A 15457-nucleotide genomic window follows, 5' to 3' on the forward strand; every position below is an offset into this window, starting at 1 on the left:
CGGCACGCCTTCCCTGTTAAGATCCGCTATAATGCTTACTCTCTTCGTCATAGTCCTTATCTATGTCAGCGCGGCTTTTGCGCTGGTTTCTGCTATCTTAATCAAAAAACGTCCCCGATGCAAGATAATAATGGAACGCAGAGTAGCTTTAACGCAATAAATTTTTTTGAGTGATCCATACCCATTATCTATCCTATTCCAACCTGGCAATTACGGTTCCAATTCCTTCAAGCTGTATTGTTTGACAGCGATAATTGAATTGTTTACAATTTAATTATTATAAATATTTCCTGTTCTTTTTCAAAAAGCATAGATAACTGAAGGGATGTAGCAGCCATGAGCATTTATCAATATTCAGCACGCAGTATTCGGGGAAAAGATATCGAGCTAGAGCAATACAAAGGTAAAGTGCTACTGATAGTGAATACAGCAAGTAAGTGCGGATTTACCCACCAATATTCAGATCTGCAAAAGCTTTATGAGCGGTACGAGGAACGCGGCCTCCAAATTCTCGGCTTTCCTTCCAATCAATTTGGAGAGCAAGAACCCGGCAGCAATGAAGAGGTTAATGTATTTTGCCAAATCAATTACGGGGTAACCTTCCCACTCTTTGAAAAGGTTGACGTAAAAGGCGAAGCTAAACACCCTCTTTTCACCTACCTGACAGAACAGGCTGGATTTGAAGGGTTCGATATCAACCATTCTTCAGGAAAGCTGTTGCAAAGCATGCTTGAAGACAAAGATCCAGAGGCTCTGAACAATGACGAAATCAAGTGGAACTTCACTAAATTCCTGATTGATCGCGAAGGCACTGTGGTCACTAGATTCGAATCTACGGTGGACCCGCTGGATATTGAACCAGCTATCGAAGCCCTGCTATAAGTTTCTAATATATGAAATATCCGCCCAGCTTTCGGGCGGATTTTTTGGGTTTAAGCATCTGCTTAATCATGTTCGGTACTGCTCGGTAAACACTTCAAAATAAGGAGTCGTGTCCCTCTCCGCCATCGAACCATTCGCACCAGGTCCCCAGCCGATTTCAGCACGCCAGCTTCCCAACACACCTGACTGAATCAGCACCTCCTCATTTACACCGATCAGCTGATCCGCCTGTGGTGCCACGTATAAAGCATCTACAGGACAATAAGCTTCACACATGAAACAGGTCTGGCAATCTTCCTGACGGGCAATGACCGGAATCTTCCCCTGCATTTCGAATACGTTCGTCGGACATACTTTCGTACACAGCTTACAACCAACACAACGCTCCAAGCTGATTAATTCGATCATATCGTTTGCCCCTCCTTCAGCGCATTCAGTTCATGAGCATGGGGCACAGCCTCTGTACTGACGCTTATATGTTGAATACCGGATAAGCTCAGCCGGTGAGTCTGGCGCGGATCAAGCTCCGGATATTCCGCTAGCTTTTGCAGTCCGCGGGTCTCTTTCCGGGCGAGTGCCGCGGTGTACATCCACCTGCCGACCGCGAGCATAGCCGCGGCTTCACGCGATTGCACGATGCCCTGAACGCTGGCAGGAGCCTGCCCGTTCAAATAGGGCATCAAGGCATTCAGCCGCTTCAAGGCTGAAGAAATGCCCGGCTCGCTGCGGAAATAATTGATCTGCAGCGGCAAGATTTCACGCTGGATTGCCGCGATTAGCGGCTTCACCTCCAGCGTTTCCGAGGCATCGGCGCCAGCCGCCAGCCCGTAGCGTCCCGCTGCGGTCAGCTTGCGGCTGTTCGCCTGTCCTCGGCAGGACAGCGCATGCTGCGCGGCTCCCTGTCCAGCCCAGCTTCCGCTGCACATGGCCCAGGAAGCGTTATAAGCCCCGCCGCCGGAGATGGCGCCGGTCACTTTCTCGCGAGATGCGGCATCTCCCGCCGCATAGAGTCCGGGCACGGTCGTCTGGCAATCCGTGCCGCTCAAGCGCAGACCCCCAGTCCCGCGCATCGTGCCCTCATAGCGCAGGGTGAGCGGGAATTTCTGCTTAAACGCATCAATTCCCGCCCGCTCCAGCGGCATAAAGAAAATCGGATGCGCTTTGCGCAGGAAATCCTGTTTCTCCGCGGTGTCTGCCAGATCCAGCGAAGCGTAAACCGGACCCTTCAGCATCAGCTCAGGAATGCTGCCAAAGGTCCGATCCCCTCTATGCAACGGATGACCGTCCGCGTCATAGAGAGTGGCCCAAGCCAGCATGCGTCCACGTGTTACGGTTCCGTCCGCAAAGCTTGGCGCATATTGGCGGCTGAATTCCATACCCGAAAGATCAGCTCCCACCTCTGCGGACATCAACAATCCTTCCCCTGTCAGCACATTGCAACCAAGACCTTTACTGAGAAAAGCACAGCCGCCGGTAGCCATCACAACGGCATTTGCCTTCACTTCCCAGGACTCTCCTGTCAGGCGGTTGATCCCACGCGCTCCACCAACACCGTGTTCATCGTGAAGAAGTTCCAGCGCTGGTGACTGATCAAGAATTGTGACCCCTGCTTTGCGCACAACTTTTCGCATAATCCGCATATATTCTGGTCCATGGAGATGGGTACGCAGTGAGTTTCCTTCTTCATCCTTCGGAAACGGATACCCCCACTGCTCCACTTGAGCCAGGTTCTGCTCTACCTGATCCAGCACCCGGTGGATCCAAGCATTCTCCGACAAATATCCGCCGGCCTTAAGTCTGGCCTGCACTGCCTGCTCCCGCAGCTCGGCAATGGGAGGAATAACGAGCAACGTTGTTCCTCCCGGTGCAGTTGCGCCACTAGTGCCCAAGTAGCCCTTATCCGCCAGGACTACCTTTGCACCTTGCGAGGCTGCACTCCATGCCGACCACGCCCCAGCAGGACCTCCGCCAAGCACGAGGACATCCACTGTCATTTCCTTCTTAAGCTGCGACATATTTTTTCCTCCTACACCATTAGCTGAGTTAGTTGAACTTAAAAATCACTAAAGGGAGGAGTGGCGGAGAGGCGGCCGAAAGTCCAAACATTCACCGCAGTCACTCAATTACCTTTACAGAAGAATCTTAAGTTCAATTAAAGCAACCTTTAAGCAACTTATTTCAGCTGCCAATCGCTAATATTGAAGTCTTTTTTCGCTAACTTCTCTTCGACGAGGAAGTTTTTGGTACCTTCCAGCAGCTTTGTTCCTTCATCAGTGAACGCAGTATCCTTGATATCACTAATCGGATTCACTTGCTTCGCCAGCTCAGGCGTTGTATCTCCGATTTCAGCCAGAAATTGATAATACTCATCTTCATGCTGCTTCAAGTCTGCCAAGGCCTTCTCTCTAGCTTCGTTCCATACCTTCGGAAAATCAGGGAATTTCGCCAGATAATCCTCAGACACAACTGTTGCGCTAGAACCAAGCAGGTTCGGGTGCTTCGAGGCATCATCCAAGTGAGTGTAACCTTGGTCAATCAGCTTCAGCGCAGGAACACCTAGATTTGTTGTAGCATCTACATCTCCACGGGCTAAAGCTGCAGTAGCATCAGGAATGAGCATATGCACGAGTTTGTAGTCGGTCACGCCTTCTTCCTGTAGTAATCCAACTACATATCGGTGCATGAAGGAGCCTTTTTGAATCGCGATAGTTTTACCTTGCAGATCTTTCACCGTCTTGGGCCCATCCTTCTTGCCGATCAAATAACCAATCGTGTTCGCGGAAGATTGTGAAATCAGACGGGTCTTGGCTCCAGAAGCGTAGGCAATAATAGCAGGTGTATCTCCAAGGCTGCCGATATCCAGCCGACCACTAATCAAGGATTCTGTCTGATCCGGACCGTTTGGAAAGCCAGTAAGCTTCACTTCAGTAATGCCGTATTTCTTCAACTCTTCTTGAATAATCCCTTTATAAAAGCCCCAACCCTCTGCACCGCCGGGCACATTCAATTTGTTGGAACCGATAAACCCAAAGTTCAATACCGCTGGAACATTGCTCGTGCTCGTGGCCCCTTCTCCCGCCTTCTCCGTATTTGATCCCCCGGAGGCAGATGCTCCATTGCCGCCCGTATTATTTCCGCAAGCCTGAAGCACCAGCATGGCCATCATAATTGTAGTTAAAAGTGCAAACCGAATCTTCCTAGAACGTTTCCCTTGAATCTCTCTGTACGCTTGTTTCATTGTTTCTCCCCCTAGGTTTATGCTATTTATTTAAATCTTGATCCAGCTCAGAACCCTGCCCTCGACGCCAATTTATACATAAAGTCATGGCTTGCTACAGGCTGCCTGCCCTTACCCCAGCCTACTTTTTCACGATAACCGCCAAGTAGTCCCTGCTCCTGAAGTTCCGCTTCTGTCACACCGATAATATTCTCAGAGTCTGGTGCAACGTAGAGAGCATCGACAGGACAATACAGCTCACACATAAAGCAAGTCTGGCAATCACTCTGCCGGGCAATAACAGGAATGCCATCCTCTACCCGTTCGAAAACATTAGTCGGGCAGACAGATACACATTGGTTGCACTCTACACATCTGGCAGCGCTGATCACCTCAATCACGATAGAACACCCTCCTTAGCCACGGCTTCCGTCTTCACCCATACCTGATCTAATCCGCCACTGATCAAGCGGTGATGCTGGCCATGATCTGTAGCCTTGAAATCCTCACGCTTATGCATGCCTCTCGTCTCTGTACGAGCAAGTGCAGAATTGTACATCCAGCGGGCTGTTGCGGTCATGGCTTCGGCTTCCCGTGCCTTGACCCCTTCTGGCGTACGCTGAATTTCGCGGCTTCGTTGCTCTTTCCACAATCCATCCAGACGATCTAGTGCAGACGTCAGCCCTTGTTCTGTCCGGAACAAATTGATGTCATACGGCTTCACCTCAGCCTGTACAGCAGACACATACTCTGCTGTTTGGGCTGCCACTCCCGGCTTCACTTCCTGATGCACCAGTGGTGATGACGATAAGCCGACTGGACTACGCTGCGCAGCGTGCGACCCCAGACTCTGTGCATAGACAGCAGCTCCTTCACCAGCAAAAGAACCTGAAGACATCGCCCACGCCGCATTATGGCTGCCACCGCCAGTAAAACCTCCGCAAATCAGCTCGCGGGTAGCCGCATCTCCTGCCGCGTAAAGTCCGGGAACACCTGTGCCGCAGCTTTCATCTGTAATATGGATGCCACCCGTCCCCCGAACCGTGCCTTCGAGCCGCAAAGTAACCGGAAACGCATCCTTGAACGGATCAATTCCCTGGCGGTCAAAAGGAAGGAAAAAGTTCGTCTGCGCCACCCGCAGCAGCGGTCTCAAATCCTCTGGTGCCCCATCCAGCTTGGCGTACACCTGATTACCTGCCAACAGATTCCGGGCAATTACAGAACGGCCCTTCTTGGAACCGGCTCCCTCCACAACGCTTCCATCCTCATAATAAAAGCTGGCATAGCTGTAATACGCCGTCTTGGTCACCGAAGAGAACGTAGGGCAGATCGCATAGGCATTGGAGAATTCCATGCCGGACAGATTCGCCCCAGCCTCAGCAGCGAAGAGATAGCCATCTCCGGTCAACACGTTGCAGCCAAGTGCCTTGCTTAGGAAGGCGCAGCCTCCGGTAGCAATGACGACTGCTCCTGCCTGAACAGTCCAGGTTTCTCCACTCTGGGTATGAACTCCAGCCGCTCCAGCTACGCCATGCTCATCTGCCAGGAGTTCCAAGGCTGGGCTGTGATCTAGAATTTTAACGCCTGCCTTTTTCACCAGCCTACGCATTAATTTCATATATTCCGGTCCTTGCAGACTTCTTCGGAATTGATTGCCCTGCTCATCTACAGGGAATGGATAACCGGAAACACCCAGCTTGTTCATATTGGCATAGGTTTGATCCAGCACCCGGTCCATCCAGCGAGATTCAGCCAGCTGCCCGCCAAGCGCATAACGACTTGCTTTTGCCTCTTTCCGGAGCTTCTCATCCGGCTTCACATACCAGACTCCCGTTCCCGACGGTGCCGTTGCCCCACTTGAACCGCAGTACCCTTTATCTGCAAGGATTACTTTGGCTCCCTTCGCTGATGCAGTAAGGGCTGCCCACGTTCCTGCCGGACCTCCTCCGATAACGAGCACGTCTGCCACCAAATTCACCGATCCTTTTTTCACCGATCCACTCATATGTTTAAGACCTCCTCAGTTTGTTTAGCCTTCGTAACTATCTCGCCAGAACAGGAACTTTCGTTCAATAATCCGGAACAAGGAATCGATCAGCTTACCGACAATTGCGAAAATAATAATGCCTACGAATACAACCTCTGTATTAGAGTTCTGCTTCGCTTCATTGATAAGAAACCCAATACCTGACTGTGATCCAATAAGCTCTGCTACAACCAAACCAATCCAAGCTACAGCCAGCGACAACCTTAGCCCTAACAAAATTCCAGGCAGCGCCGCCGGGAGTATAAGCCTGCGCAGCTTCTGATATGGACTGAATCCCAATACACGAGCTACTTCGAACAATTTATTGTCCACATTGCGGATGCCCATAAACGTATTAATATAGAGCGGAAAAAATGAGCCTGTCATAATGATCACAACTTTTGACATCTCTCCAAACCCGAACCAGAGAATAATGAGCGGCGCTATAGCTAAATGGGGAACAAGCCTAAGCACTTGTACGCTAGGATCGAGCACATATTCTACACTGCGAAACAAGCCAGTCAGTACGCCGAATAGAAGACCCAACACACCTCCAATAAGAAATCCGATGCCCGCCCTACCCATGCTGACACCCAGATGATGAGTTAACTCTCCAGTAACCAACAAGTCGGTAAAAGCTCTTGCAATCGAAAGCGGGGTCGGCAAAAAGGTTGCGGAGACCAGCCCCGTACTCCCTGCCAGCTGCCAAAGGACTAACGTCACCACCGGGATAATTGCACCCATTCCCCAATCAGAGAGCAGGGGTTTCCATGCAACTTGTATTGCAGGTTTCTTCGGTGTCTTCTTGGATAAAGGAGCTGTGCCGCTGCTATCCAGCGTTTCTCTGGCTCTTTTAGTATTTTTGATAATAGCTTCTACTCCATCGCTCATGGTGCATCCCCCTTTTGTTTAATGAGCGTTCAAGGTTATCCGCGATAACTGTCTTGCCATCTCAACAACCGTCGTTCAATGTAACGAACAATGGAATCACTCAACAATCCAGCTACGGCAAAAATAATAATTCCCACGAACACCACTGGTGTGTCCGCGAATTGACGCGCGTCGGACATCATGTATCCAATGCCTGAGGTAGATGCAATAAGCTCTGCCACTACTAACCCCAGCCAAGAAAGCCCTAGAGAGAGACGCACTCCAAGAATAATGTTCGGCAGCGCTGCTGGAAGTACTAACCTGCCAATCTGCTTCAATCGGCTGAAGCCAAGTACCCGGGAAACTTCGAACAGCTTGTTATCCACGCCGCGAATTCCCATGAACGTATTGATATAAAGTGGGAAAAAAGCTCCCTTAGCAATCAATAGCACCTTCGACTCCTCACCGATCCCGAACCATAAAATGAACAGCGGTACTACCGCCAGACTGGGAATCATGCGGATCATTTGCAGGGAAGGATCTAACAGCTTCTCCGATCTGCGGAACAGGCCTACGAGAAGTCCTAACAGCAGACCCAGTCCACCACCTAGCAGGAATCCAGAAAAGGCTCTGACCAAGCTGATTCTAAAGTTCGGCCACAGATCGCCTGAAGCCGCTAAAGTTACAAAAGATTCCGCAATCGTATACGGCGTAGGGAACAGCATCTCCGAGATCATTCCATAATGCCCGAGCGTCTGCCACAGAATTAGCACACTGCCCGGCAGCAAAAGACCAAGTCCTAGTGTTGCCACCTTTCCGGGTCTTCCGGAAGTTCTTATGACTACAGCCCGATTTGTCATACTTTGAACCCACCTTTTTTCAGCTTTACAATCACTTTAAATAAACAGAAAGAGACCCTCGAATGTTAATGCCTTCGAAAGTCTCCATGGGTATGGTCGACCTATTTTATATTCCGGCTCCGTCTGTAAGCTCTAACTCATCTACCTTTTCAAAATAATTCAACACCTTCAAACGCAGCTCTTGAAAGGATGTCGTTGTTTTTTTCCGTGGATACGGTAAATCTATCGGTACAATTTTACGTATTTTCCCGGGACGCGGCTCTAGAATCACTACCCGATTCCCCAAGAACACAGCCTCATCAATATCATGTGTCACAAAAATCATGGTTGTTTGGTTAGCCCGCCAAATGTCCAGCAATACCGTCTGCATATGAGCCCGAGTGAATGCATCCAGTGCACCAAACGGTTCGTCCAGCAGCAGTATTTTCGGATTGCGCAGAAGTGCACGAGCTATTGCCACCCGCTGGGCCATCCCTCCCGACAACTCGCGGGGATAAGATTTCTCAAATCCATTTAACTTCACCAGATCAATCAATTCATCGACCTTCCGCCTAACCTCCTTGTTCCCTAGCGGTAAATCAGAGGCAATATTCTTCTCAACGGTAAGCCAGGGAAAGAGGCGATGCTCCTGAAAAATAAAACCCTTATCGATCCCAGGACCCCCAATCTCCGCCCCTTCCAGGGTGACACTGCCAGTGTACCCGCTATCCAGACCGGCTACGATGCGTAATAGTGTACTTTTTCCACAGCCGCTGGGGCCGATGACTGTAATAAATTCGCCCTCCTGTACATGGAGATCTACATTATGGAGTGCTTGAACATGACCACCGGCAGACTCAAAACGTTTATTTAGGTTCGAAATAGACAGCAACGCTTCTCCCACCTTGACCCCTCCTTTAATCTGTATGGACAAAAAAACAGAGGCATTGCGTTTTTACATTCGCAATACCTCTGTAGGAACAGTCGGCAATCATTATTCAAAGTAAATCAATTGGAATTATAATATTTAAAATATCATCGATTTTATAAGCTGTCAACAAAAAACAAGCCCTTTTATGGAACAGAAGTGGAGTTATTTCTAGTTCATAAGTTAGAAAAGCAATGAATTTAATCACTTTTAGTAGGATGAAAGTATTAAAAAACTTTGCTTTTGCGTCGATATAATGAAGTAAGCTTATGACAAATTGGTTCTAAGGAAGGGGCTTTTGCTTGAAAAGCATATCATTAAAATGGGGAGCAACACTTGTTGCCCTTAACACCTTGTTCGGTGGTACTCTCTATGCATCTGCAGCTGAAATCACTCCACCGTTCTCCGATTTAACCGAAATACAACAGACGAAAAGTGCCGCAATCCTCGAGGCTGCTCGTCTAGGATTGCTTAAAGGCGATCCCAATGGACAATTCAGACCCACTGCGACTATGACCCGCCAAGAGCTGGCAGCCATTTTAGCGAAGACCTTAAAGCTAGATTCCTCAGTGAATTCCGCTTCTTCCTTTAGAGACGTATCTGATTCCAGTTGGAGTGTCTCCGCTATTGAGGCTGTTAAAAAGGCAGGATTTATGGAGGGTGATCTTACAGGTAATTTTAATCCATCCAGACCTGTAACTAGGGAAGAGCTTGCAGTTATATTTGTACGTGCCATCCGCGGAACTGGAGCACAAGGCGGACAAGCCAACAAGGTTAATGACGAATCCACAATCAGCAATTGGGCAAAAGAGTATACTGATGTCGCACTACGTCTTAAACTTATAGACTCTCCCGAAGATATGTTCAGCCCCAAAGGTACTGTTCAGCGGCAGGATATGGCTTCTTTTCTGCTGAATATTTTTAAAGAAGAACAACAAACTGCAACGATCGACAATATAGATGGAGATTTCGTAACGATCAATGGCACGCCTTACCTCATTGAAGGTACACTCAAAGAATTAATGGGTGATAGCAACCATGATGCTTTAAGAGGAGCTGTCCTTAAGTTCAATTCCTTGAATCGTCATGTAGATGGTTTGCAAGAGCTTGAAATTGTACAAAAAGGGGTTCAACTAAATACCTCCGGCTTACCCTCCGGTTCTTTGCTCAATATTTCTGGAAATGATGTTGTTATTAAAGGCAATGTTACCGGTGATTTGAAGATTAAAAATGGCGTTTCGAGTATAACTTTTCAGGGCCAAATTGGGCAGATCATTGTGGATTCTATAACTCCAGTTACTATTCATGGCAGCGGTCCCCTGCAAACCTTAAAAATAGTTGAAGGCGGCGCTAGGATCACCATCGATCCCTCCTTGTCTATTCAAAATCTGCAGTTGCCTGGCAACAGTCTGCCTTCACATTTCATAACAAATTACACAGCCATTCAAGATAATATCCAAAAGGTTCAAAATGCATCTGGAGCCGTTGCTCCTGCATATACTTCGTCCACGTCTGCTAACGCCGTGAGCGATCCGACTCCTGAGCCTACTCCGGTAGTGACTCCTAGTCCTACTCCGGTCGCGACTCCGAGCCCTACTCCGGTGACGACTCCGAGCCCTACTCCCGTAGCGACTCCTGAGCCTACTCCGGTGACGACTCCTAGTCCTACTCCGGTGACGACTCCTAGTCCTACTCCGGTCGCGACTCCGAGCCCTACTCCGGTGACGACTCCTAGCCCTACTCCGGTGACGACTCCTGAGCCTACTCCGGCGCCGACTCCTGAGCCTACTCCCGTGGCGACTCCTAGTCCTACTCCGGTCGCGACTCCTAGTCCTACTCCGGTGACGACTCCTGAGCCTACTCCGGTGGCGACTCCTAGCCCTACTCCGGCGCCTACTCCGGTGAACCATGCACCAGTCGTGCAAAATAATATTGATCCAATATCTGCTCTGATCACAAGTGGTGTCCAAAACGTCGACATCAGTAATGTGTTCATTGATCCGGACGGCGACCCGCTTACATTCGCAGCTGCATCCTCTGACGCTAGCGTTGCCACTGTATCTGTAAATGGGAATCATCTCAACCTTGTGCCGGTCGATTCAGGCACAGCCATGATTACAATAACAGCAATGGACGGCCAAGGTGGCGTTAACACTGCTACTTTTGCATTCACTGTAACGTCTAATCAGCCACCAATTGCGATATCTGGAATCACTACTCAACTCTTAACACCAGGTATCACTGCACCACGTACATTTGATCTGGCCCAGCTTTTTCAAGATCCCGACAATGACATGCTTACTTATTCAGCTTCTATAGATAACGTAAATGCTGGTACACTTAGCCTTAATGGCAACACTCTGACGATAACTCCGGCAGCTAATAGTTCAGCTAGTGGTTTAGTGACCCTCACAGCAACGGATGATAAAGGAGGTTCAGCTACCTCAACTTTCACCTTGATTACAGCCCAGCTTGTAAACAACGGCTTTGTGCCAATAACCACCAAGCAAGGTGTATCCAATATTTCCTTCGATATTTCCAAGCTGATTCCTAATCAGAGTCAATTTAAAGTGTATACAGAAAGCAGCACAGGTTCATTGAGCGGACCTGCAACTCTGAATGGAGCTATATGGAATGGTCCTACAAGTCCAGGAACGGTATGGATAGTAGGTTTTGATGGCAAAGCGGTTGTATTATCTATAAGCGTGGCTTCACAGGGTACCTCCGAGCTATTCTTCTCAGAGTATCTGGACGGCGGTGACGGCAGAATCGCAGTTGAGCTGTACTATAAAGGAAATGGTAATCCCGCAGGAAAAGCAGAAGGTTACACCCTTGAAGTCCACCAATTTATGAAAGCCACCCAAACCAAACAGGTTTATTCCCGGCCATTATTCCCTGTACCTGTAGCAATGCCGTATATGTTTATAGATTCTACTTTTGGGGACGCATTTGATTTAATGAATATCTCCTATTACAATGATGAACTGAGTCTATATAATCCAAAAACATATAATATTACAGCATTAGTACTGAAGAAAAACGGCCAAATCGTGGATGTTCTCGGTGACCCTACCTCTACTCAGCAATTCCTCTCCACAGGTGGAACTATTGTCCGTAAATCTGGTATATACACTGGATCACAGCAGTATTCACTTGAGGGCGAGTGGAATCAATATCCCAAAGGAACTTACCAGTATTTTGGAAGCCATACTCCTTAAACAGCCCTTTCTAATGTAAAAAACAAGCAGGCAGTGAGCCTCCAGATATTGGAGAAACACTGCCTGCTTGTTTATCTGCATTGCGTAGGGTTAAGTCGACTTTGGGTAAACCTCGGAATAACTCCTCCGGATTCCCCGTATATTTTAATCGCCGAATCTAGATCAAATCTTTGATTTAGTTGCATTCTGTACACTTATTTCGTATAAAAAAGGGGTTGTCCTGAATATAACTGTATTCTATACAATTAAAATCCAGAAAAACCACCTTTAGCTGAGGAAATCATGAAAATAAGTGTACTGAATACAGCTATTTTTTGGGGACAATTTATTCGATGAGTTATAACTGTACAAAATACACTTATATGCTCCCACCGTCACTCCAACCTATGTCTACCGCTTCAAAATCTGCATTTTGCCTCCACTTGTTACTTATACTTCTGCATCTACTCCCTCTACTCCCACTACTTCCTCTACTTCCTCTACTTCCACCACTTCCACTACTTCCACTACTTCCACTACTTCCACTACTTCCACTACTTCCACTACTCCTACTCCTTCTACTTCCTCCACAACTTCTACCGTTTCAAAATATCACTTCAAGCATATCGCTCCCCCGGCTCTTAGCAACGCTGCTTACATCAGATATCTTAAATATAAATACACGCTGGAGATCACAATGGACAACAGCATTAAAGGAAATCCGACCTTCAAATACTTCATGAATGTAATCGGGTACCCCTCTTTTCCTGCCAAACCCGCCACGATCAAATTAGCACTCGCACCAATCAATGTGCCATTGCCACCCAGACAAGCGCCTAAGGCCAAACTCCACCATAACGGCTCCAAATTGCTGATCCCCATATTGCCCATCTCCTGAATCAGCGGGATCATAGTTGCTACAAAAGGGATGTTATCCAGAAATGCCGAGGTAATGGCGCTGACCCATAAAATCATCATTGCGCTCATCAGCACATCACCATTCGTTATTTCAATCGCTTTTGCTGCCAGCTCTGCAATCACACCTGTCTCTACAAGCCCTGACACCAACACGAACAGTCCGATAAAAAAGAAGATCGTAATCCATTCCACGCTGTGAAAAGCTTTTTCCAGCATATGTTCCCCTCCGGTCAGCAGCAGCAGTAAAAATGCACCAGCCAGTGCAACCGTAGCGGACTCCAAATGTAACGCCTGATGTAAAAAGAACCCGGCAATCGTAATTGCCAGTACGATCAAACATTTTCGCAGCAACTTATGATCTGTAATCATAACCTTCTCATCCATGTCCATGATGCTCTGCTGCAATTCAGGTGTAGTTTTAATTTGTTTACCGAACATCAATAACAGCAGCGGGATATACGCCAAAACGATGATGATAATCACGGGTGTCAGATTGCTAATAAAAGCCATGAAGGTCAGCTCCTTAACCGCACTGCCAATCATGATATTAGGCGGGTCTCCGATCAAGGTTGCCGTTCCCCCTACATTAGATGCGATAATTTGTGACATCAAAAAAGGCAGCGGATGTATGCGCAGTTGTCTTGTAATACTGAAGGTGACTGGCACCATAAGCAGCACTGTCGTCACATTATCCAAAAAGGCTGAAGCCACTGCGGTAATCACAAACAAAGCAATCAGTATTCTCTTCGGCTTCCCCTTCGCCAACTTAGCTGATTTCACAGCTGCGTATTTAAAGAGCCCCGTCTCTGCGGTAATCCCTACAATCATCATCATCCCTACAAGCAATCCTATAGTATTAAAATCGATGTGCTGTAGTGCCGTCTCCTGATCCACAATGCCCATCGCTATCATGACGATAGCTCCTAACATCGCCAGAATGGTACGGTGAATCTTTTCGGAAATAATAAGTCCATAAATCAGCAGAAAAATACCTATCGCCCAAACCGCTTGCTGTTCCATAATATCCCTCGGTCCTTCTATGTAATTTCGTTAACTTACAGTCTACTCATCCTATAACCTTATTATCATAAAATAGATTTGTATTTTTCGCACTGGGATTGTGGAATCATTCCACTAAAAAACGACTCTGCCGGATGTTTATCGGAGAGCCGTTGTGGATTCGATTATTTCATTTTCAGAGCCTGAGGCTCCTTGAAAGCAGTTAACTTCCCTTTACTCTGCACAATAATCATCCCATCCTCCAGCAAGGTTGGGCCGAATACTCTACCTGATGTTTTGAGCTGCACGATAGGTTTGGCGGTAATTAGATCAATAGCAACCAATTTCCCATCGGTCTGGGCAACATACATGCCATGTCCGAGCAGATCGAAGCGGGCAATCGGATTGCTGATTCCTCCGTACTGGAACACAGATTTATTAGACATTTTAACACCATAGATGCTCTGTTCGTTACTAAAAAGAATTCTTCCATCATAAGGACCCGCCGCGTAGGATAACTTAGCTCCGATGGATTCATACGAATAATTATCTCGTGTTACGGCAGCTGGATCAACATTTACTGGGTAGCCATAGACTCCTTTTTGTCCCCCAATATATATCCTGTCCCCAATGATCCAGGCTCTGCCTCCGCTAGTCATATATTCTTCTTCTGGTTTCGGATGATTAGGATCTATATGAGTGGGGTTATACTCTACAGCCTTTACAAGCTTACCTGTCTTCACATCCAAATGATCGAGTGTCGTCAAAGGAAGAGGGTCTACCAATGTAGCTTCCCGTTGTGAGATAAGCGTAGTCCCATCTGCTGCAATCGGAAGACTATGATTACCACTATTCCAAAGCTCTTTACCTGTTGTTCGATCAAACGCATGTAAAATGTCATACGTATACGCTCCGGATTCTGAGTTTTGAGCTAGCACCAGATTCCCCTCAACCATAAATGGTTCAAACAGCATTTCGCTGAAATTATCGCGCCACTGCAACTTGCCATCTTTCAGATTGTAGGCTTGAATATCGCCATTAGCAGCGAATAGCTGCTCTTTATCAATTAACAATTTACTGACACCTTTACTGGTTGCCGATGAGCTCCATTTATTTTTGCCCGTAGCCGCGTTAACTGCATAGATCGTACCTGCCTCCGAAGTGACGTAAGCCACGCCATCCTGATAGAGCAGCGGCGTTGTTAATTTGGAGCCGTATTTCCACATTACTTTTCCAGTCTGGACGTTAATCGCTAAAAGCTGACCCTTTTGAAGGATAAAAGCTTTGCCCGCTCCGACTGCAACAACACCCTTACCCATGATATAATCCGACGGCACATCTTTCAAAGCTGGCAAATCCATTGTTGTTGACCATTCAACCTTCGCAGCAGGCAGGTTTGCATAGTAATCATCACCATTCGAGCCTATAAAAGAGGTGTGTGGATCAACCGCAGCTGCTTGTACCGGATTTACCATAAGCAATACCCCTAAACCAATAACTGCAGTACGAAAATAAGATTTCAATATTGTTCCTCTCACCACCAAACTCCTCCTCATATAAGTAACTGCCTCATTTGGATAG

Annotated in this window: 12 protein-coding genes; 2 read left to right on the forward strand and 10 right to left on the reverse strand. The window is 47.6% G+C overall.

The features are described 5' to 3' along the window. Window positions 1-336: 336 nt before the first annotated feature. Window positions 337-882, forward strand: a complete 546-nt coding sequence (locus MHI25_RS27260; RefSeq protein WP_340394635.1) for a glutathione peroxidase — start codon at window positions 337-339, stop codon at window positions 880-882. 66 nt (window positions 883-948) lie between these two features. Here MHI25_RS27260 and MHI25_RS27265 read toward each other — a convergent pair whose 3' ends face one another. The 8 genes from MHI25_RS27265 to MHI25_RS27300 all read right to left on the reverse strand — a co-directional run bounded on the left by MHI25_RS27265 (window position 949) and on the right by MHI25_RS27300 (window position 8738). Further along, entirely contained in the window at window positions 949-1290 is a 342-nt protein-coding gene (locus MHI25_RS27265) for a 4Fe-4S binding protein (protein WP_076128745.1), read from the reverse strand. Further along, complete coding sequence (locus MHI25_RS27270) at window positions 1287-2897, reverse strand: FAD-binding protein (RefSeq protein WP_340394636.1); 1611 nt, start codon at window positions 2895-2897, stop codon at window positions 1287-1289. Before MHI25_RS27270 ends, MHI25_RS27265 begins: the two co-directional genes overlap by 4 nt. 158 nt (window positions 2898-3055) lie before the next feature. Further along, entirely contained in the window at window positions 3056-4120 is a 1065-nt protein-coding gene (locus tag MHI25_RS27275) for an ABC transporter substrate-binding protein (protein ID WP_076310332.1), read from the reverse strand. A 47-nt stretch (window positions 4121-4167) separates the two neighbouring features. Continuing rightward, window positions 4168-4500: a ferredoxin family protein gene (locus MHI25_RS27280; RefSeq protein ID WP_036680289.1), complete on the reverse strand. Its 333-nt coding sequence runs from the start codon at window positions 4498-4500 to the stop codon at window positions 4168-4170. After that, the gene (locus MHI25_RS27285; RefSeq protein WP_076128751.1) at window positions 4497-6104 is read right to left on the reverse strand and encodes an FAD-binding protein; all 1608 of its coding nucleotides are present in this window, start codon (window positions 6102-6104) and stop codon (window positions 4497-4499) included. Before MHI25_RS27285 ends, MHI25_RS27280 begins: the two co-directional genes overlap by 4 nt. Window positions 6105-6128: 24 nt before the next feature. Beyond that, window positions 6129-7016 (reverse strand): ABC transporter permease, encoded by an 888-nt coding sequence (locus MHI25_RS27290; RefSeq protein ID WP_076128753.1) that lies wholly within the window; start codon window positions 7014-7016, stop codon window positions 6129-6131. Window positions 7017-7051: 35 nt separating this feature from the next. Then, window positions 7052-7855 carry an ABC transporter permease gene (locus MHI25_RS27295; RefSeq protein ID WP_076128755.1) on the reverse strand — a complete coding sequence of 268 codons (804 nt, stop codon included), beginning with the start codon at window positions 7853-7855 and terminating at the stop codon, window positions 7052-7054. A gap of 106 nt (window positions 7856-7961) precedes the next feature. Beyond that, window positions 7962-8738 (reverse strand): ABC transporter ATP-binding protein, encoded by a 777-nt coding sequence (locus MHI25_RS27300; protein WP_036680296.1) that lies wholly within the window; start codon window positions 8736-8738, stop codon window positions 7962-7964. Window positions 8739-9064: 326 nt separating this feature from the next. On the opposite strand from MHI25_RS27300, the gene MHI25_RS27305 reads away from it, so the two are divergent. Further along, window positions 9065-11980 carry an S-layer homology domain-containing protein gene (locus tag MHI25_RS27305; protein WP_340394637.1) on the forward strand — a complete coding sequence of 972 codons (2916 nt, stop codon included), beginning with the start codon at window positions 9065-9067 and terminating at the stop codon, window positions 11978-11980. A 633-nt stretch (window positions 11981-12613) separates the two neighbouring features. Here MHI25_RS27305 and MHI25_RS27310 read toward each other — a convergent pair. Continuing rightward, window positions 12614-13897: an ArsB/NhaD family transporter gene (locus MHI25_RS27310; RefSeq protein WP_340394638.1), complete on the reverse strand. Its 1284-nt coding sequence runs from the start codon at window positions 13895-13897 to the stop codon at window positions 12614-12616. 164 nt (window positions 13898-14061) lie between these two features. Next, window positions 14062-15414 carry a PQQ-binding-like beta-propeller repeat protein gene (locus MHI25_RS27315; RefSeq protein WP_340394639.1) on the reverse strand — a complete coding sequence of 451 codons (1353 nt, stop codon included), beginning with the start codon at window positions 15412-15414 and terminating at the stop codon, window positions 14062-14064. Window positions 15415-15457 lie beyond the last annotated feature (43 nt).

Source organism: Paenibacillus sp. FSL E2-0177 (assembly GCF_037992975.1).
Taxonomy (GTDB): Bacteria; Bacillota; Bacilli; order Paenibacillales; family Paenibacillaceae; genus Paenibacillus_AQ; species Paenibacillus_AQ odorifer.

What these genes read in the sequence shown, in the direction of transcription:
- MHI25_RS27275 (WP_076310332.1), bottom strand. Translation starts at nt 4,120, where the DNA reads ATGAAACAAGCGTACAGAGAGATTCAAGGGAAACGTTCTAGGAAGATT.
- MHI25_RS27265 (WP_076128745.1), bottom strand. Translation starts at nt 1,290, where the DNA reads ATGATCGAATTAATCAGCTTGGAGCGTTGTGTTGGTTGTAAGCTGTGT.
- MHI25_RS27310 (WP_340394638.1), bottom strand. Translation starts at nt 13,897, where the DNA reads ATGGAACAGCAAGCGGTTTGGGCGATAGGTATTTTTCTGCTGATTTAT.
- MHI25_RS27285 (WP_076128751.1), bottom strand. Translation starts at nt 6,104, where the DNA reads ATGAGTGGATCGGTGAAAAAAGGATCGGTGAATTTGGTGGCAGACGTG.
- MHI25_RS27270 (WP_340394636.1), bottom strand. Translation starts at nt 2,897, where the DNA reads ATGTCGCAGCTTAAGAAGGAAATGACAGTGGATGTCCTCGTGCTTGGC.
- MHI25_RS27295 (WP_076128755.1), bottom strand. Translation starts at nt 7,855, where the DNA reads ATGACAAATCGGGCTGTAGTCATAAGAACTTCCGGAAGACCCGGAAAG.
- MHI25_RS27290 (WP_076128753.1), bottom strand. Translation starts at nt 7,016, where the DNA reads ATGAGCGATGGAGTAGAAGCTATTATCAAAAATACTAAAAGAGCCAGA.
- MHI25_RS27260 (WP_340394635.1), top strand. Translation starts at nt 337, where the DNA reads ATGAGCATTTATCAATATTCAGCACGCAGTATTCGGGGAAAAGATATC.